Below are 17,152 nucleotides of genomic sequence, written 5' to 3'. Positions count from 1 at the left end.
TTTGCGTGGTGAAGAAAATTTCGAAATCAGCGATAAAAACGATGCTTGCCTATGGTTTTCAATTGGTTAACGCCGAGCAGTCAGAGGTGAACATTTTAGGGGGAATGGCTGAAAAGAGGGTGATTTCGGAGCTGTGGCGCACATACGGCACGATTGAGCCCGCGGCTGAAAGGCGATTTGCGATTCTCCCGCCTTGCTCGCGATTTTTTCGCCAATCGGTTTTTTCTTTCGCTACGATGGAAGACGTCACCCGCTGCGTTCCCGAGTCGAACGCGTCCCCCCATTCCGCTTGAGCAGTATTAAGAGCCAGGATCATGCACTCGGTTCTCAGAAACCCGATGAGAGGCATTGCGCTGAAAGTCTCGTCGGTCGTGGTCTTCCTGGCCATGCAGACCTTCATCAAGCTGGCCGGCTCAGACATCCCGCCAGGTCAGGTCACCTTCTGCAGGTCGTTCTTCGCGCTTTTCCCGATCATGGCCTATCTCGCCTATAACAGGCAGCTGCGCGCCGCCTTCTACACGGCCAATCCAATCGGTCACCTCAGGCGCGGCACGATCGGCATCTTGTCGATGGCTTTCGGTTTCTACGGCCTGCTGCATCTGCCGCTGCCGGAGGCGATCGCGCTCGGCTACGCGTTGCCGCTCGTCGCCGTCATCTTCGCTGCCGTTTTTCTCGGTGAGACCGTGCGCATCTATCGCTGGAGCGCCGTCCTCGTCGGCATCGTCGGCGTTGCCATCGTGTCCTGGCCGAAACTGACGCTGTTTCGCGACGGCGGCATGGAGGCGGAGCAGGCCGTCGGCGCGCTCTGCGTGCTGTTCTCGGCCGTTCTCGGCGGCATGGCGATGATCCAGGTGCGCCGCCTCGTCGAAGAGGAGAAGACGGCGACGATCGTGCTGTATTTCTCGATCACCGCCTCGGTCTTTTCGCTGGCTTCTCTTCCCTTCGGCTGGCTCATCCTGCCATGGCCGACAGCGCTCTGCCTGATCGCGGCCGGTTTCTGCGGCGGCGTCGCGCAGATTCTGCTGACGGAAAGTTACCGCCATGCCGATGTCTCCACCATCGCGCCGTTCGAATATACCTCGATCCTGCTCGGTGGCATCGTTGCCTACTTCGTCTTCGGCGACGTGCCGAGCGTGACCATGCTGATCGGCACCGCCATCGTCGTCGCCGCCGGCATCTTCATCATCTATCGCGAGCATCAGCTGGGCATCGAACAGAGGGAGGCGCGCAAGGCCACGACGCCGCAAGCCTGACGCCCGCCAGCGCGCAATATCGGTTTTAACGCGAAGATTGCGGTGGCTTGAAACTTGCTCTCAACGAGTGAAAAGAATGGCGAATTCTTGGGATATCGCGGACCTGAGGAATATGGTTGTTGAACATGAGAGAGTATCATTTATTCCAAGCTGTGCATGTCTGAATGGCCGCTGATGCCGGAGGAGCTCTGGGTGTCGTTGCTCCGAACGCCGGCCGGCGAGCGGAGGTGGAGAAAAGCATAATGGCATTCACAGCGGAGCAATTGGTGGGGAACTCTTCCTTTCTGATGAGCATTCGCTTTTTGGCTGGGCAGATGCGCGGCATGTTCGACGCCGGTCCGCGGCTGGCGCGACTGCTTGCCTCGCATCAACGCTGGCTTCTGACCCAGACTGCCTATGCTCTCCATCTGGAATATGATCCGCGCGACCCGACGTCGGGTTTCACCGCCGTGCGGTTGACGGGGCGCATCACCGCGCACAAGGTGGCGAGCCGCAACACCGTGCTCGCCTTCATCGAGGAACTCTATACCTACCGCTTCATAACCCACACGCCCGGCGACGAGCGGCGGCGACCTCGTCATTTCGAACCGGCCGATGTCAGCCATCAGGGGATGTTTGCCTGGCTTTTCTCCAATCTCGGTGCACTCGACCTGCTCGACGGCGGTCAAAGGGCAGCCTTTTTCCAGGCAAATCCATCACTGATGCGGCTCATTCAGCCGCGCATTGCCCGCCATTGCCTCGAAGATGCCGCTTGGCGCGAACCGCCGGAACAGGTGGCGCTGTTCCTCTGGACGGAGGCCGGCGGCCTCGTCGTCGACAATTTCATCGCCCGGATGGATATGGAAAGCAGCGAGCCGGGGAGATTGTCCGTCGGCCGCGTCGAAACTCGCGCGCTTGCTGCTGATTTCATGATGTCGCGCACTCATCTGCAGCGGCTGCTGGCAAAGGCGGCGCAACGCGGCTGCGTCGGCTGGTATGACGAGCCGCGCAAGACGCATCTTTGGATATCGCGGGATTTCGTCGAGGAATATTGCGCCTGGCAGGCGGTCAAGTTCGCCTATGTCGACGAGGCCTTCGAATGGGCAAAGGCCCAAATCGAGGAAATGGCAATTTGATCAGAGAACGATTGCCGCAGTGCCTGCGCCAATGCGGCATCCGGCGTCGGCCGGCTTGACCGAAAGCTCACGCTCATATTCCCGCGCAGCACAGACGGCAACGCGGATATGCTCGAAGGTTTCGATGTTGCGCAGAAGCGATATCAGGATCGTCGACATGTTGGGGCACTCTTGATACGAAGGGTAGGCGAAGCGCTTACAGCGCTGCGCGTCTTTTTAAGACGCGCAAAGGACGCTGCGACACGTTGAATTCCTGCTCAATATTGCTGGAAGTCGGAGAAAATCGCGTTCGGGCGCGCCGTACGGCTGTTGATGCCGGTGCCGCGGGCAATCATCTGTTCGTTCGTGGCAAAGCCGAAACGGCTGTAGCCTTGAGTGGAACGAACCTGGTCGCCGGCGAGGCGAAGGGTTTCAAACCCGCTATGGATAGGACGAAAACGCTTGTTCATGGCCTTGGTTCCTGTGATTCCTCCCAAGACACAGCTGATATTGCGATGCAGCATAGATTCCGCAATGCATCACGGCGGGATGCAGCCATGCGAAAAACGCATGGATTGATTCACAAATTATTCAACTTTGGCTAATTTCTAAGCAAAGAGAGGGACTTAAGCTTCGCTTGAAAGGCGAGCAGGTCGTTCCAAGCCAGCCGCTTGTTTACAGGTGCGGTTAACAGATCCTGCGGATGCAGGCTGGCTATGGCAGGAATGACACAGTCTGCAACGGCAATCTCCTTCCAGCGGCCGCGCAGGCCGTGAATCGTATCGTTTTCGCCGAAGAAGAAACGCGCCGAAAAATTGCCGAGCAGCAGGATCGCCTTCGGTTCGGCAAGCGCGATCTGCCGCTCGATGAAGGGTCGGCAGATGTCCATTTCCGCCGCCGAGGGCGCGCGATTGCCAGGCGGGCGCCAGGGGATGACCTGCGTCAGCAGAATGGCTGAGCGCTTCAGCCCGATCGCCGCCAGCATCTTGTCGAACAGCTGGCCGGATTTCCCCGAGAAGGGCATGCCTTCGCGATCGTCTTCGGCGCTCGGCGCCGAGCCGATCACCATGATCCCGCTTTCGGCATCGCCGCTGGCAAAGATGGTCGAGCGGGCGCTGTGCTTGAGGTTGCAGCTGCTGAAGGCTTCAATCGCGGTCTTGAGTTCGACAAGCGATCGCGCAGTTTCGGCGACGAAGCGCGCCTGCTGCACCGCCTCGCCGTCCGGGATTGCCGGCTGCGGACCGGACGCTGCGCGTTCGGCAGGCGCTGGGCGCGTCGCTGCATTCGGACGCGGCGGTGCCTGACCTGGGGCAGGGCGTTCCCCAGCGGCAGGATGTTGCTGCTGCGCCTGCGCCGCCGCCGGGCGGCGGGCGGCCTTCATCGCCTCGAACTCGGCGAAGCGGTCGATCGCCTCTTCCTCCAGCAGCCATTCCACGCCGGCATCCGCATGGAAATGCAGAAGCGCTGCAAGCTCGGCGGGGGAAAGGTCGTTGGCGGAGATCATGCGGCAAGTCTAGCGGAGTGACAGGGGCATTGAAAGGGCGGGCGGCAGATTGCCCGCCCTTGTCGGCGCTATTGCACAGTCCATTGTGCGATGTCGTCGCGTTCGCCGATCAGCGCCAGACCATGGGCGATCGACAACAGTTCGCCGCCGCTTTCGATCCGGTCGTGCTCGAAGCGTTCCGTGAAGATGCGGCGCACCGCCGGCACGAAGGAGGTGCCGCCGGTCAAGAACACCTTGTCGATCTCCGCAGGCTTCGTCTCGGTCTTGTCGAGCACGTCGTCGAGCGCGCCTTCGATGCGGGCGAGATCGTCGGCGATCCAGCCTTCGAAATCGCTCCGCTTGATGCTGCGATGTCCACCGCGACCAAGCGGCGCGAAATCGAAAGACGCTTCCTCCGAAGCCGACAGCGCCATCTTCGTCGCCGACACCGCCTGATAGAGCGGATAGCCCTCGTCATGGTCGATGAGGTCGATGAAGATTTCGAGCTTTTCCGGCTCTAGGCTGGTGCGCACCAGCTTCTTCAGATCCTCGAATTCGCGCGTCGTCTTGAAGATCGACAGCTGGTTCCAGCGGCCGAAGCTGGAATAGTAGTTGGACGGCACTTCGAGAATCTTGTCGAAGCTTTTGAAATGGCTGCCCTTGCCGATCAGCGGCGCGACGATGTTGTCGATCATCCTGTAGTCGAAATGGTCGCCGGCGACGCCGACACCGGAATGGCCGATCGGCGTTGCCGTCAGCTTGCCGGCGACGGTTTCGAAGCGGATCAGCGAATAGTCGGTCGTGCCGCCGCCGAAATCCGCGACCAGCACGGTGGCATCCCGCTTCAGGTTCTGCGCGAAGTAGAAGGCGGCGGCGACCGGCTCATAGACATAGTGGATCTCGGGAAAACCGAAGCGCGACAGCGCCGCATTGTAGCGTTCGGTTGCCAGCGCCGGATCGGGGCTGGCGCCGGCAAAATGCACCGGCCGGCCGGTGACGATGCGGCTGACGTCCGAAGGCCAGTTGTCGCCGGCGTAGTTGCGCAGGCGCCGCACGAAGACCTCCATCAGATCCTCGAAATTATGCCGCTTGGCAAAGATCAGCGTGCCCTGGAACAGCGCGCTCGCCGCAAAGGTCTTGATCGACTGCAGAAAGCGGCATTCGCCGGGATTGTCGATGAATTGGCGGATCGCCGCATGGCCGGCTTCCACCTTCAGTGCTGACGCGCCGAGCTGGGCATCCTTCATGAAGGAAAGCGCCGTGCGCATGCTGTCGGCGGTACCCGTCGTGCTCGTGAACGCCATCGAGCGGGTCGCCCCACCATCCGCCATGGCGAGAACCGTATTCGTCGTGCCGAAGTCGAAACCCAGCGCCTGAGCCATGCCCGCACCTCTTCATGCCGATTGTTATTGGAGACGGAGCATCGCTCCGCGAAAGGGCGCAGGAGCGCCCGGATTCAGGAGGGCGCGTGATGCCACAGGGGCGTGACACATTCAAGAGGATTTGAAGGTCCATATCCTCGCTGACATGCTGCTGTTGCCTCTTCTCCAAGCTTGAGAGAAGAGGCAAGTCTCCAGGCAAATCAGCAGAGCCGAGGCTTGCAGACCGCCGTTACTCGGCGGCCATCGCCCTTGCCTCTTCCAGCTCTGGCTCCTCAACCTTCTTGTGGCCGATCAGGCGGCCGAGGAAGTTTCCGAAGCGGTCCATCTCGACGAAGATGACCGGGGTGATGAAGAGCGTCAGCATCTGCGAGACGATCAGGCCGCCGACGACGGCGATGCCGAGCGGCTGGCGCAGTTCCGAACTTGCGCCGGTGCCGAGCGCGATCGGCAAGGCGCCGAGCAGGGCGCAGAAGGTCGTCATCATGATCGGCCGGAAGCGTCGCACGCAGGCCTCGTGGATCGCTACCGTCGCCTTTTCGCCGGTCGTGCGCATGGTCTCCACCGCCACGTCGATCATCATGATCGCGTTCTTCTTGACGATGCCGATCAGCATCAAGAGGCCGATAAGGGCGATGATCGATAGGTCAAAGCCCATGATATCAAGCGCCAACAGCGCACCGAATGCCGCGGCCGGAAGGCCGGACAGGATGGTGAGCGGATGGATGAAGCTTTCATAGAGCACGCCGAGCACGACATAGATGGTCAGCACCGCCGCCAGGATCAGATAAGGCGTATTGCCCTGCGACTGCTCGAAAATCTCAGCCGTACCGCCATAGGACGTGAAGACGTCGGCCGGCATGCTGAGTTCCGTCTTGATCTGATCAATCCTGGCCGTCGCGTCGCTGAGCGATACGCCCTCCGGCAGGTTGAAGGAAACGGTGGTCGAGACGAGCTGGCCCGTCTGGTTGATGGTCACAGGGCCGACAGTGCGCTCGACATGCGCGAAGTTCGAAAGCGGCACCAGGCTGCCATTGGCCGATGCGACACGGATTTCCGAGAGCTTCTGGTCATCCCAGGGCTTGCTCGTGTCGTATTCGACGATAACGTCGTAGCTGTCGCCGGTCGACTGGATTTCCGCAGCGGAATATCCGCTGAAGGATTCCTGTAGCGTCGTGCGCAGCGTGTCGTTGTCGATCCCGTAGGCGGCTGCCCGCTCGGTATCGATGACGATATTGGCCTGCAGGGCGTTGTTCTGGGCGTCCGACGTCACGTCGGTGAAGAGACGATCCTTGCGCATCGCTGCCTGGATCTTGCCGGACCAGAGGTTGGTCTGGTCGACGTTCAGCGCCTGCACGACCAACTGATATTGGCTGGCGGTCTGGCGGCCGCCGAAGCGCAGGCTTTGGTTCGGCGTCACGAAGGCTTGTAAGCCTGGGATCTTGTTGATCGCCGTGCGCAGCTCGCGCAGCGTCTGGTCAAGCGGCGCACGCTGTTTCTTGTCCTTGAGTTCGACGAACATCGAGCCGTTGTTCTGCGGCTTGTTGGGGTTGCCGCCGATCGTCGACATCACATGGTTGACTGCCGGGTTCGCTTTCACGACGGCTGCCGCCTGCTGCTGCAGCGCCGACATCGCGGAATAGGAAATGTCCTGCCGGGCTTGCGTGCTGATTGTCAGGCGGCCGATATCCTCCTGTGGGAAGAAGCTCGTCGGCAGCACCATGAAGAAATAGATCGTCAGCGCCACCGAGCCGAGAAAAACGCCGAGGATTATGACGCGATGCTGAAGGCACCAGCCGACCGCCCTGTCATAGCCGCGCAGCGTCCGCTCGAAGCCGGCATCGAAAATGCGGATGATGAGCGGCGGGCGGCTCTGGTGGTTGGACAGACGCGAGGCGAGCATCGGCGTGACGGTCAGCGAGACGATTGCCGAGGAGATGATCGCGATCGCAACCACCATGCCGAATTCGTTGAACACGCGGCCGACGACACCGCCCATCAGCAGGATCGGGATGAACACCGCGATCAGCGAAACCGACATGGAAATAATGGTGTAGCTGACTTCGCCCGCACCCTTGATCGCCGCTTCCCGCACCGGCATGCCTTCTTCGACATGGCGCAGGATGTTTTCGAGCATGACGATAGCGTCATCCACCACGAGCCCCACCGCGAGCGTCAGCCCGAGCAGCGAGATGTTGTCGATACTATAGCCCAGCACATACATCATCCCGAAGGTCGAGATCAGCGACAGCGGAACGGCAAGCCCGGGAATGATCGTTGCTGTGGCATGGCCGGTAAAGAGGTAGATGACGAGAACGACGAGGCCGATCGTCAGGAGCAGCGTGAACTTCACATCGGAGATGGCATCGCGAATCGGCTTTGCGGCGTCGTTCATGACGACCGTGTTGACCGAGGGCGGAATTTCAGCGTGAAGCTGCGGCAGCTTGGCGTTGATAGCATCGACGACATCGACCGTGTTGGCGTCCGGCTGGCGCTGGATGGCGAGGATGATGCCGCGTTGGCCGTCATACCAGCTGCCGGTATATTGGTTCTCAACACTGTCCTGTACGTCGGCAATATCGCCGAGGTGGATCGGCGCGCCGTTCGGATTGGCAATGACGAGCGAACGGAATTGTTCGGCGCTGGTGCGCTGCGTGTTCGCCGTGATGGTCATGCTCTGCGAATTGTTCTGCAGCGTTCCCACAGGCTGCTGGCTGTTGGCGGCAGCAAGCGCCTTGTTGACGGTGTCGATGCCGATGCCGCGGGTCAAAAGCTTGTTGGGATCGACCTCGACGCGCACGGCATAGGTCTGCGCACCGTAGACGCTGACCTGGGCAACGCCGGGAAGCGTCGAAAGCGACGGCGAGATGATGTTCTCGGCGATGTCGTCAAGCTTGCTGCGCGGCATGGTGTTGCTCTGCACCGAGAGCAGCATGACAGGCGCATCGGCGGGGTTCGTCTTGCGATAGCTCGGCGGCGTCGTCAGATTGTCGGGCAGTTGCCGGGTGGCATGCGAAATCGCGGCCTGCACGTCGGCTGCGGCCGCATCGATATTACGACTGAGGTCGAACTGCAGCACGATGCTGGTGCTGCCGAGCGAACTGGAGGCGCTGATTTCGGTGATCCCGGGAATGGTCTCGAACTGCTTGATCAGCGGCGTCGAAACCGAGGTCGCCATTGTCTGCGGCGAGGCACCGCTCAACTGCGCCGAAACGTTGATGGTGGGAAAGTCGACCTGCGGTAGCGCTGCGACCGGTACGAGCTGATAACCGGCAAGACCGGCCAGAATGACGCCGATCGCAAGCAGCGTCGTCGCGACGGGGCGCTGGATACAGAAATTCGGGATCATTGCTGAGCTCCCACCGCGATTGTCTCGGAGGGCTGCTGTTGCCGAGGCTCTTCGGCGGAGGCGACATCAAGCGCCTTTTCGTCGAACTGCTCGTTGATCGCCTGCTGGTCGCTGAGCTGGCCCTGGCCCTCGACGACGACGTGATCGCCTGCCTGAAGACCCGATTCTATGGCGGTGAAGCCGCCATTTGCGCGGGCAACGGTGACGGCCGTCAGATGCGATTTGCCGTCCCTGGCGACGAAGGCGAAGAAACCCTCCGGGCCGGGACTGACGGCAACCGTCGGCACCACCACCTGCTGTTCGTCATTGTTGAAATGCACGACGATATTGACCGACTGGCCGGGCCAGAGCGCACCGGAGGCATTCTCGAATTTCGCCTTGGCAAGGATCGTGCCCGAGGCCGTATCGACCGTGTTGTCGTAGAAGCTGATTTCGCCCTTGCGAACTTCGCCCTTGGTGGAATCGGGAGAAGTGCTGACCTCGACCGGGCCGGCCGCCAGGGCTTTCTTCAGCTCACGCAGGTAGCGCTCCTGCAGGTGGAATTTCACATAGATCGGATCGTATTTCGCGATGGTGACGATCGCCGCGCCGGCATTGAGGAAAGCGCCCTTGCTGATGGCGATATCGCCGAGCCGGCCGTCGAAGGGAGCGCGGATGTCGGTGTGCTCAAGTATGATCTGATCGGAGGCAAGGGACGCCTTGTCGGCTTCCACCGTGGCCGCGGCGGTATCGCGGGCGGCTACGGCCTGGTCGAGGGTCTGCTGGGTGCCGGCCTTCTGGTCGAAGAGGTCTTGCGCGCGGGTCAATGCGGTCGCGGCTTCCGAAAGGGTTGCCGTGTCGCGCACGATCATCGCGTTGTCCTTGTCGACGGTCGCCTTGGCCGTCCGGTCGTCCAGCTTGGCGATCAGGTCGCCGGCTTTAACCGTCGCTCCGTCCTCGGCATCGATGCTGACGATCAGACCCTGTTCCTGCGCGGCAATGGTCGTATTGTCATCGGCATCGGCCCAGCCGGTCGCCGTCACATCCATCGGCAGCGTCGTTTTCACGGCTGCAACAGTCTTGACGACGGTTGGGCCGCCGCCGCGTCTGCGCCCGCCGCCCTGATGCTGCCCACCATCCTGCGCCTGATTGGCCTGCACCTGATCGGCCTGCGCCTGCTGCCCGCCGCCATTGCTGGCTTCCGGCTGCTTGGTGAACTGCGAGAGGTAGGGAATGCGGGAGGCATAAGGGACCATATTCCCGAATTGCCAGACGCCGACGGCGGCAACTGCGATAACGCTGACGGTGATCCAAAATTTCTTCATGGGCGAGACCGGTCTTTGGGCAAGGTTGCGGGAGCAATGTTGCGAATATTATGCCCCGATTGAGCCACTTATATTGCGGCGCAAAAAAGACATAATTCCCGGGGTGTGATCACTAAGTGGTTATAACGGCTTAAATTTTTGTAATGAATATTCCGTAATATTCAAACTATACTAATATAGCGTCAGTGTTACCCAATGCCGTTTGGCGGCAGAGACGCAAGCGGTTCGGCAGAGGGCGATGTCGATCCGCCTGCCGTTCAGCGCGCGGGAAGAACACGGGAAAACCAAGAAGGCAGGTCGTCATGACCGAGTTGGACACCAGCGAATTTCGCTCTCTCATAACAAGCATATTTCCTGAACTCACGGCCTCCGTCTTCAAGCTGGCGGCGAGGGGCTGGGATTCGCTTGCCGTCGACGTCGATGACACGCTGATCTTCAAGTTTCCCCGCAATCTCGGCGCGGAAAGAGCGCTTGTGAAGGAAGCCGCCTTGCTCGACATTGTTCGACCGTCGCTGTCGATGGCGGTTCCCGACATGCGCATTCACGACGGGCCGCCGATCTTCTCCAGCCATGCCAAGCTCGAGGGCGAACATCTCATTGCCGAAGATTACGATGCGCTTGGCGAAAGCGATCGTCAGCGCCTCGCGGAAGATCTCGCGCGTTTTTACGCCGAGTTGCATGTGCTCGATGTCGATCGCATACGGTCGGCCGGTGCAGGAACGATCCAGCCATGGCAATCGCCCGATACGGTGCGAATAAAGGCTTTGCCGCTGCTGCCGCCTGACATCAGGAGCTTTGCGCAGGCCATTATTTCAGATTTCGAAGCCTTGCCGCCGGACCCTTACGGCAACATCTACGGCTTCTTCGACGGTCATGGCTGGAACATGGCCTTCGATCATGCGCAAAGGAGGCTGAACGGCATTTATGATTTCGCCGATTCAGGCTTTGGCCCGCTGCATCAGGAATTCATCTACTCGAATTTCATTTCGCCCGATCTGACCGCCCGCATCATATCGGCCTATGAAATGCTGACTGGACGCAGGCTCGACCGGCGGCGCATTGCAGTCCTGACGGGATTCCATCGGCTTTCCGAACTCGCCGAACTTGCGGATGATCCGGCTTACATCGAGTCGAAGATCCACAGCATTGCAACGTGGGCCGCCGCAGCGGCCCGCATTGCTTAAAAAAACGAATCTTCACCACCAGTAAAGGTCTTCTTAAAGTTGAAAAACAGCGCTAATCTCCCGTGAGGGGGACAAGCCAATGCAGGTTTCAGAAAGTAATATTACGGAAAAACAAGAGGCTGACGTTTGCAACAAATTTAAGAATCCTACCATTATTGCCGATGTTGCCGCCAGTTTCACCTATGCGTCCTACCAAAATGCCGTACCGGTCATCCGATCAATTCTGATTGAGAATAACACCGATAAGCACATTGAGAACTGCCGAATCGAATTGATATCGTCGCCTTCGTTCCTACGGCCGAAGTTGTGGATAGTTGATCGGCTAATACCAGGCGACAGGCTTCCTTTGATCGACCGGAAAGTCGAGTTCGACGCCGGCTATCTCGCGGGCCTCAACGAGGCGGAACGCGGCGAGATCACGCTGCGCCTATCCTCGGGAGGAGAGATCCTAGACGAGCAACGCCTTCCCGTCAGACTACTTGCGCGGGATGAATGGGGCGGTGTCGCCGATATGGCGCAACTGCTGCCAGCCTTTGTGATGCCGAATGATCCAGGTGTGGCCCAGATCCTGCGAATGGCAGCGGAACGACTTGCTGCGCATGGTCATCCAAGCGGGTTGGATGGCTACCAGTCGCAAAATCCCCAGCGAGCCTATATGCTGGCCGCAGCTGTCTATTCGGCTATTGCCGGGATCGGGTTGCACTACGCTGAGCCGCCTGCGAGCTTCGAGAGCCGCGGCCAGAAGATCCGGCGTCCGAGCACGATCACCGAAGAGCGGCTGGCAACCTGTCTCGATACCACCCTTCTTTTTGCCGCCGGGCTGGAAGCCGCCGGATTGCACCCAGTCATCTTAATGTTCGATGGGCATGCGGCAGCTGGCGTGTGGCTGGCGAAGAGGACCTTCGCCCATCCGATTGAGACGGATCAGATGGAAGTCCGCAAGGCCCTCGCATCGCGCGAGTTGATTGTCTTTGAAACCGCCGGCGTGACGCATCGCCCTGCCATGACATTGGAAAGCGCGCAAAGCGCCCTAGACGGCCGTCTGGGGGAGGAAGAAGCCCGCGCTTTCGTCGCGGCGATCGATGTCAGACGCTCGCGAAGCGGTGGAATTATGCCGCTCGCCTCGCACGAACCGATCCGGCGCAATATCCTCGACGACGTAGCAGCGCCCGCCGTGGACTTGCCGCTTCCCTCAGCTCCCAACTTTGGCGAGCTGCCGACTGAAATCATCGAGGTGAAGCCGACCAGCGCTGCCGGACGCATCGATCGATGGCAGAAGAAGCTCCTCGATCTGACCCTTCGCAACCGACTCCTCAATTTTCCAGATTCGAAGAAGACGATTCCGTACCTTTGCACTGATGTGGCCTATCTCGAAGACCGGCTCGCGAATGGCGCCGCAATTCGGATCATATCGTTGCCTGAACAGAACCCGCTCGGCGAACGGGACGCAGCGCTCTATCGTGATGTACACGGCCATGACCTCCAGCGCGGCTTCGCGGCCGAAGCTCTACTTAGGGATGAGCTACCCTCGCCACTCGACGCGCGCCAGCTCGATGCTCGGTTGATCGACCTGTACAGACAGGTTCGCAATGATTTTGCCGAGGGCGGAGCGAACACACTTTTTCTCGCCGTGGGCTTCCTTCGTTGGAAGAAGAAGCCGGAAGACGAGCGTAGCTATCGAGCGCCGCTTCTATTGGTTCCGGTCAAGCTTGAGCGCCGCAGCGCCAGTTCACGCTTCACGATCCGCTTCCATGAGGACGAGCCGCGATTCAATGCGACCCTTCTGCAATTCCTAGAGCGAGATTTCGACCTGACGCTTCCTCAATTCGGCAGCGATTTGCCGCTCGATGACAATGGGGTAGATGTGCCACGTCTTCTCGCCATGATGCGGCAGGCGATCCGCGACGTTCCCGGCATGGAGGTTGTGGACGAGACAGCATTGTCGACTTTCTCCTTTGCGAAATTTCTCATGTGGAAGGATCTGGTCGAGCGCACCGAAGCGCTTCGCGAGAACAGGGTGGTCCGCCACCTGATCGATACGCCGGAGGAAGCTTTCCAGGAAGGCGGCGGACAATCGACGTTCCGCGACGAGCGTGAGCTCGATCATGCTTACGCGCCAGCGGACATCATCTGCCTTCTTCCTTCAGATTCATCGCAAACAGCTGCCAGCCTCGCGGCTGCCGAAGGGCGAGATTTCGTCATCGTCGGACCGCCTGGTACGGGCAAGAGTCAGACCATCGCCAACATGATCGCCAACTGCCTTGCGGTGGGAAAGACGGTTCTGTTCGTTGCTGAAAAGACGGCCGCGCTCGACGTCGTCTATCGCCGGTTGCGTGCGCATGGCCTCGGAGAGCACTGCATCGAATTGCACTCGAACAAGGCTGATCGCCGGCATTTCCTTGGACAGCTCAAGGCAGCCTGGGAGCATGGCGGCCGAACCGATGCGTCCGAATGGGTCGCGATCAACGAGCGCCTTCGATTGCGTCGTGATGAGCTCAATGCCTACGTCGAGTCCTTGCACAAGCGTTACCCGAACGGATGGACGCCCTATCTGGCGCTGGGAATCGCTCTCAAGGCTGCGGAGGATCCGGCACCAGCCTTGTCATGGCTGGAACGGGACGCTCACGACGCGCAGACGCTGCGCGATCTTGAAGACCTTGCTGCCGAACTCGGCCTCGTCTTCGCATCCGTCGAGCGGCAGCCGGCGCTGGAACTCATCAGTGCTGGCGAATGGAGTTCCGGCTGGCAGGACGGGTTGCTGGCGGCGGCACAATCGTTGCAGAATGCGATCGATTTGTTAACGGGCTCAGTCGACGGATATCTCGCGAGCCTTGGCCTAAAGCCGCAGGAACGGTCGTCACAAACCGAACTCCAAGCACTGGCAGCTCTTGCAGGAGCACTGCAGAAATGCCGAGGTCGCGACATTACGATAGCGTACGATCGGGATTTCGCGCGATGCGCCGAAACGCTGGAAAGTCTTGGACGTTCCATAGAGGCCTATCGCGAAGCAGAGCGGGGACTTGCGGCATCCTATGGCGCTTCCGCCGTCCGCGACCTCGAACCGGAAGTGCTAGACCGCCAATGGCGGGAGGCGAACGCATCGTTCTGGCCCAACGCGATGCTCGGCAAACGCAAGATTCAGAAGCTGCTGCAAAGCTATGCCGATCAAGGCACCGCGGAACCTGAACGGGATCTCCCGCTACTGCGCCGCATGAAGGATTGCCTGGCGGCAGTCGATCAGAGCCCCTTGGCCGGAAAACCTCTGCCGGTGGACGGTCTGGCGACCGATATCGGAGCCGTCGCGGAAATTCTCGAACTCGCACGGGGGTTTCGCGCCACCATGCCCATTCCGGGGCGGGATCAGGAGGAGATACGATCGGTGCTTCGTATCGTTGCCCCGTGCCTACGCGCGACGGTGGAAAACGACGGGGTCCGGCAGGCCGGAGATAGACTTCTCGCCGCAATCGGAGGCTTGCAGACTGCGCGGCAGCGCTTCAGCGAGGCTGCCGGGCGAGATAACCTAGCGGGGAGGGACACACCCGATCTCACGACGCTAAAAGAGAAACTTGATGCTCTCGTGAAGGCGCGGCATCTACTTCGAGATTGGTCGACCTGGTGCCAGATCAGAAACCGGGCAATGGCGTCTAACCTATCCTCACTAGTCGAGCAGATTGAGAATGGGACGATCCGACCCAAGGAAGCGCGAGCTGCGTTTCGCCTCGGTTATGCCAAGTGGTGGCTCCCGAAGGTTCTCGACGCCGATCCTGTTCTGCGGAATTTTCGGCGTTTCCAGCACGAAAACGCCATTAGTGAATTCCGTGAGATCGACGATCTCGTACGATCGCACGCTACCCAGCGTGTCATCAGCGTGATCGCCCACGGCTTGCCGCCCGTGCAGAGCGTACCACGCAATTCGGAACTCGGGCTGCTGCGCTACCAGATGGAGTTGCAGCGGCCGAGCCAGTCGATACGAGACATGATCGGCAAGATGCCACAGAGCTTTTCCAAGCTCGCACCCTGCATGCTTATGTCGCCGCTCTCTATCGCACAGTATCTTCCGCCCAACCAGGCGCTGTTTGACGTTGTGATCTTCGATGAGGCGTCGCAGATCACAACTTGGGACGCCGTTGGCGCCATCGCGCGGGCGCGCCAGACCATCATCGTCGGCGATCCGAAGCAATTGCCGCCGACGAACTTCTTCGGACGCAACGAGGAAGAGGAGGAGGTCGCCGATCATGAGAAGGATCTGGAGAGCATTCTCGATGAGACAAAAGCGGCCGGCATTCCAATCCGCGATCTGCGATGGCATTACCGCAGCCGAAGCGAATCTCTGATCGCCTTCTCCAATCATCACTACTATCAGAACCGCCTGGTGACATTTCCATCGCCGGCCGTCGAAGACCGCGCTGTGCATCTGCGCAAGGTACCCATTGGTGTTTACGATCGCGGCAAGAGCCGAACAAATCGAATCGAGGCGGAGACTGTCGCGAAGGAAGCCGTTTCCCGAATGAAGGGGTGGTTGAAACTGCCTGAAAAAGATCGCCCGACGCTCGGCGTGATTACCTTCAACGCGCAGCAGCAGTCGCTGATTCTGGATCTTCTCGATGCCGCGCGCCGAGACGATCCGGAGCTCGAATGGTTCTTCGCCGAGGAACGCGTCGAGTCGACGATCGTCAAGAACCTGGAGAACGTGCAGGGCGATGAGCGGGATGTCATCCTTTTTTCGATCACGTTCTGGAAGGACGCCGCCGGCAAGCTGACGATGGATTTCGGCGCGCTCAACCGCGACGGTGGCGAGCGGCGCCTCAACGTCGCTGTGACGCGTGCGCGGCAGGAACTCATCGTCTTCTCAGGTTTCACGGCTGACCAGATCGATCCGACCCGAACCAAGGCGCTCGCCGTGCAACATCTAAAGACGTTCCTCGACTATGCCGAGCGTGGCGCAATCGCCCTGCCGGCGCAAGACATCGGGTCTGTCGGCGGTTTTGATTCCCCCTTCGAAGAGGCCGTCGCTGCGCAATTGGAGCGCCGCGGCTGGAGAATCGTGCCGCAGGTCGGGATTTCCGGCTTCCGGATCGACTTCGGTATCCGTCATCCCGATCTGGCTGGTGCCTATCTGGCGGGCGTGGAGTGCGATGGCGCCACCTATCACGGATCGGCCACAGCAAGAGACCGCGACAAGGTCCGCGAGCAGGTATTGAGGGGCCTCGGCTGGAGCATCCTCCGCGTCTGGTCGACTGATTGGTGGTTTGATGCAGCAGGCTGCGTCGAACGGCTTCACGCCAGCCTTGAAAGCTTGTTGGAGGAAAGCAGGGCCCGCCGCGCCGCGGAAATGGAGGAAACTGCGACCCATTGGGACATGGGACACGAGGTGGAGGGTATCGACGAAATTCGCGACGAAGCCGCCGCTTCTGTCGAGCAGGTTATGCCGCCTCCAGAGATGGTCGAGACCGAACTCGTTTCTGTGGAGACGCCGGCAATGTTCAGCGTTTCCGAGGCGGCGGAAACGCAACCGCCTCCCGCTTCGGTTGGCGACGAAGCCTCGGATGAGCGGCGATACCGTGTAACCGATCTGTCCGGCTTCCAAGCCGATCCCGATCAGTTCTTCGAATTCGGCTATCGCGATACCCTTCGAGGTATGATCGAAGTGATCATCGAAACCGAAAGCCCGCTACGCACAGACATCCTTGCTCAACGGCTATCTCGCACCCACGGCTGGCTGCGTACCGGCGGACGAATCCGAGAGAGGATCGACCTTCATTTACGTGGTCTCGACACGACCGAAGAATCGAGCGGCGAGTTTGTCTGGAAGGTGGGAACCGTTTCAGAAATCATTCCGTACCGGCAGCCAGCCAGCGAGGATGCACGCAGGTCGATCGCCGATATTCCGCTCGCAGAACTCGCCTTCGTGGTGCTAGACAATCCCGACTTGTTGGATCAGCCAGATCCGGCGCGAGATCTGGCTCGTCTTCTTGGCGTCGAGCGCCTCGCCGCTGTTTCGCGTTCACGGCTGGACGAAGCAATTGCGAGGGCGCTCCAGCGTATTTCAACCACTCAGTCACTCGCGTAGTCATGTTCCGCTTTATCCATTCAGGCGGCCTCCATC

The 17,152-nt window shown here is 60.1% G+C and carries 11 protein-coding genes; 4 read left to right on the top strand and 7 right to left on the bottom strand.

Annotated elements, in window-relative coordinates; genetic code table 11:
• Window positions 1–58: 58 nt before the first annotated feature.
• Window positions 59–316 carry a hypothetical protein gene (locus C3Y91_RS06405; protein ID WP_029768235.1) on the bottom strand — a complete coding sequence of 86 codons (258 nt, stop codon included), beginning with the start codon at window positions 314–316 and terminating at the stop codon, window positions 59–61.
• On the opposite strand from C3Y91_RS06405, the gene C3Y91_RS06400 reads away from it, so the two are divergent.
• Both C3Y91_RS06400 and C3Y91_RS06395 read left to right on the top strand, forming a co-directional pair.
• Entirely contained in the window at window positions 315–1,253 is a 939-nt protein-coding gene (locus tag C3Y91_RS06400) for a DMT family transporter (protein WP_130664351.1), read from the top strand. The two genes, C3Y91_RS06405 and C3Y91_RS06400, sit on opposite strands and share 2 nt — an antisense overlap.
• A gap of 242 nt (window positions 1,254–1,495) precedes the next feature.
• Window positions 1,496–2,368, top strand: coding sequence for a hypothetical protein (locus tag C3Y91_RS06395; RefSeq protein ID WP_024322870.1), 873 nt, complete (start codon window positions 1,496–1,498; stop codon window positions 2,366–2,368).
• On the opposite strand, the gene C3Y91_RS06390 is transcribed toward C3Y91_RS06395, so the two are convergent.
• From C3Y91_RS06390 to C3Y91_RS06365, 6 genes are all read right to left on the bottom strand, one after another.
• Entirely contained in the window at window positions 2,369–2,527 is a 159-nt protein-coding gene (locus tag C3Y91_RS06390; RefSeq protein ID WP_165410320.1) for a hypothetical protein, read from the bottom strand. It lies immediately after the preceding gene.
• A 98-nt stretch (window positions 2,528–2,625) separates the two neighbouring features.
• Window positions 2,626–2,817 (bottom strand): hypothetical protein, encoded by a 192-nt coding sequence (locus tag C3Y91_RS06385; RefSeq protein WP_003546802.1) that lies wholly within the window; start codon window positions 2,815–2,817, stop codon window positions 2,626–2,628.
• Between the two features lie 131 nt (window positions 2,818–2,948).
• Entirely contained in the window at window positions 2,949–3,851 is a 903-nt protein-coding gene (locus C3Y91_RS06380; RefSeq protein ID WP_024322871.1) for a uracil-DNA glycosylase, read from the bottom strand.
• A 68-nt stretch (window positions 3,852–3,919) separates the two neighbouring features.
• Entirely contained in the window at window positions 3,920–5,212 is a 1,293-nt protein-coding gene (locus C3Y91_RS06375) for an Hsp70 family protein (RefSeq protein WP_075224856.1), read from the bottom strand.
• Between the two features lie 229 nt (window positions 5,213–5,441).
• Window positions 5,442–8,558, bottom strand: coding sequence for an efflux RND transporter permease subunit (locus tag C3Y91_RS06370; RefSeq protein WP_130664352.1), 3,117 nt, complete (start codon window positions 8,556–8,558; stop codon window positions 5,442–5,444).
• Entirely contained in the window at window positions 8,555–9,862 is a 1,308-nt protein-coding gene (locus tag C3Y91_RS06365) for an efflux RND transporter periplasmic adaptor subunit (protein WP_168575156.1), read from the bottom strand. The genes C3Y91_RS06370 and C3Y91_RS06365 overlap by 4 nt, the downstream gene beginning before the upstream one ends.
• Window positions 9,863–10,164: 302 nt before the next feature.
• Between C3Y91_RS06365 and C3Y91_RS06360 the strand changes: the two genes are divergently transcribed.
• Both C3Y91_RS06360 and proA read left to right on the top strand, forming a co-directional pair.
• Window positions 10,165–11,046 carry a phosphotransferase family protein gene (locus C3Y91_RS06360; protein ID WP_130681425.1) on the top strand — a complete coding sequence of 294 codons (882 nt, stop codon included), beginning with the start codon at window positions 10,165–10,167 and terminating at the stop codon, window positions 11,044–11,046.
• Between the two features lie 79 nt (window positions 11,047–11,125).
• Window positions 11,126–17,116, top strand: a complete 5,991-nt coding sequence (gene proA / locus C3Y91_RS06355; RefSeq protein WP_130681427.1) for an anti-phage protein ProA — start codon at window positions 11,126–11,128, stop codon at window positions 17,114–17,116.
• Window positions 17,117–17,152: the final 36 nt, after the last annotated feature.

Origin of the sequence: Rhizobium ruizarguesonis, assembly GCF_012349115.1 — a bacterium.
GTDB classification, from domain to species: domain Bacteria; phylum Pseudomonadota; class Alphaproteobacteria; order Rhizobiales; family Rhizobiaceae; genus Rhizobium; species Rhizobium ruizarguesonis.
The sequence above is the reverse complement of the archived record's forward strand: the minus strand, read 5'-3'. Positions and strand labels throughout refer to the sequence as shown.